Consider the following 1,919-nt stretch of genomic DNA (forward strand, 5'->3'; position numbering starts at 1 on the left):
TCTGGTGACGGCGCTGCAGCGAGCAGTCGCGCTCGCCGAAATGGACGCCGCGGCCGGCGCCGTCGCCGAACACCTGCAGTTCGATATGGCGCGGCTTCTCCAGGTATTTCTCGATATAGACGGCATCGTCGCCGAAGGCGGCGCCGGCTTCCGAGCGCGCCGTCTGCAGGGCGATCTCGAGGTCGGCCTCGCTGCGCGCCACCTTCATGCCGCGCCCGCCACCACCGGCCGAAGCCTTGATGATCACGGGGTAGCCGATCTCGGCGGCGACGCGCTTGGCTTCCTTCTCTTCGCTGATCGCGCCGTCGGAGCCCGGCACGACCGGGATGCCCAGGCGTTTTGCGGTGCGCTTGGCCTCGATCTTGTCGCCCATGACGCGGATATGGTCGCCGGACGGGCCGATGAAGGTGATGTTGTGAGCGGCCAGGATGTCGGCGAACTTGGCGTTCTCCGACAGGAAACCATAGCCCGGATGCACCGCGTCCGCGCCGGTGATCTCGCAGGCGGCGACGATCTGGTGGATGTTGAGATAGCTGTCGCGCGACGGCGGCGGGCCGATGCAGACGCTCTCGTCGGCAAGCCTGACATGCATGGCGTCGGCGTCGGCCGTCGAATGCACCACCACGGTCTGGATGCCGAGTTCCTTGCAGGCGCGGAGCACCCTGAGGGCGATTTCGCCGCGATTGGCGATGAGGATTTTCTGAAACATTCCCGGCTCTACTCGATGACGACGAGAGGCATGCCGTATTCGACCGGCTGGGCGTCCTCGAAGAGGATCGCCGTCACCGTGCCGGCGCGCGGCGAGGGGATCTGGTTCATAGTCTTCATTGCTTCGATGATCAGCAGCGTCTGGCCTTCCTTGACTTTCTGGCCAATCTCTATGAACGGCTTGGCGTCGGGCGACGGCGCCAAGTAGGCGGTGCCGACCATAGGCGAGGGCACGGCGTTCTTGGACTGGTCGGCCGTTGCAGGCGCTGAGGCCGCAGCCGCGGGCTGAGCTGGCGCCGCCGGCGCATAAGCGGGCGCGGGAGCGGCCACCGCGTGCACGGTCTGCGACTGACGCGACACGCGCACCTTCAGGTCACCGAGCTCGACCTCGATCTCGGTAAGATTGGTGTCGTTCAGTATGCCCGCCAGATCGCGGATCAGCTGCTGGTCAACACCGGTCTTCTTTATAGACATTTTCGAGCCTTCTGTTTGTTGGCCGGTCAAAGGCGTGCCGCCAGCGCCTGCAGCGCGAGCGTGTAGCCGAGCGGCCCGAACCCGCAAATCATGCCGACGGCGACCGGCGCGACCATGGAGACGTGGCGGAACGGTTCCCGCGCATGGATGTTGGAGAGATGGACTTCGGCGACGGGCAGCGGCGCGACAGCGCGGATGGCGTCGTGAATGGCAATCGAGGTGTGGCTGTAGGCGCCCGGATTGATGACGATTCCGACGGCTTTGTCGCCGGCTTCCTGGATCCAGTCGACGAGGTCGCCCTCATGGTTCGACTGGCGGAAGTCGATCTCCAGCCCAAGCTCGGCGCCCGCCTTCTTGCAGTCCTCGGCGATCGCGGCAAGCGTCTTGCCGCCATAGATGCCCGGCTCGCGCTTGCCGAGCGCGTTGAGATTGGGACCGTTCAGGACGAAAACCGTTTTCAAGAATGCTGACCTTTCCCGGCGCCGGCCGCAAGCCGGCGCCCTGGGCTTCTATAATGGGCATAGACGCCCGCGAAAAGAGCGCAAGTGCGTTCTTTCGCTGTCCACAGCGGGCGGAAAGTCGCCCGCCGCAAGGGCTTGGGGCCGATCAGAGCGCGGCCTTCGCCGCCTCGATCTTTTCGGCAAGGACATCCTTCCCGAGCGCGCCGAACACCACCTCGTTGCCGACCACATACGAGGGCGTGCCGGTGATCGACAGCTTGGTGGCAAGATCATAGG

3 protein-coding genes and 1 pseudogene are annotated in these 1,919 nt (G+C 65.2%); all 4 read right to left on the reverse strand.

Annotated features, from left to right (window positions below; genetic code table 11):
* Positions 1 to 709 (reverse strand): biotin carboxylase N-terminal domain-containing protein (locus tag EOA33_RS34200; RefSeq protein WP_127407616.1); only part of this gene is annotated, 709 nt, incomplete at its 3' end.
* An 8-nt stretch (positions 710 to 717) separates the two neighbouring features.
* Positions 718 to 1,182, reverse strand: coding sequence for an acetyl-CoA carboxylase biotin carboxyl carrier protein (accB, locus tag EOA33_RS34205; RefSeq protein WP_126054373.1), 465 nt, complete (start codon positions 1,180 to 1,182; stop codon positions 718 to 720).
* Between the two features lie 26 nt (positions 1,183 to 1,208).
* On the reverse strand, positions 1,209 to 1,643 hold the full coding sequence (gene aroQ / locus EOA33_RS34210; protein WP_127407617.1) for a type II 3-dehydroquinate dehydratase: 435 nt from the start codon (positions 1,641 to 1,643) through the stop codon (positions 1,209 to 1,211).
* Positions 1,644 to 1,788: 145 nt separating this feature from the next.
* Positions 1,789 to 1,919, reverse strand: a pseudogene (locus tag EOA33_RS41125) (DsbA family protein); the annotation flags it as partial.

Origin of the sequence: Mesorhizobium sp. M4A.F.Ca.ET.050.02.1.1 (assembly GCF_003997725.1) — a bacterium.
Classification (GTDB): Bacteria; Pseudomonadota; Alphaproteobacteria; order Rhizobiales; family Rhizobiaceae; genus Mesorhizobium.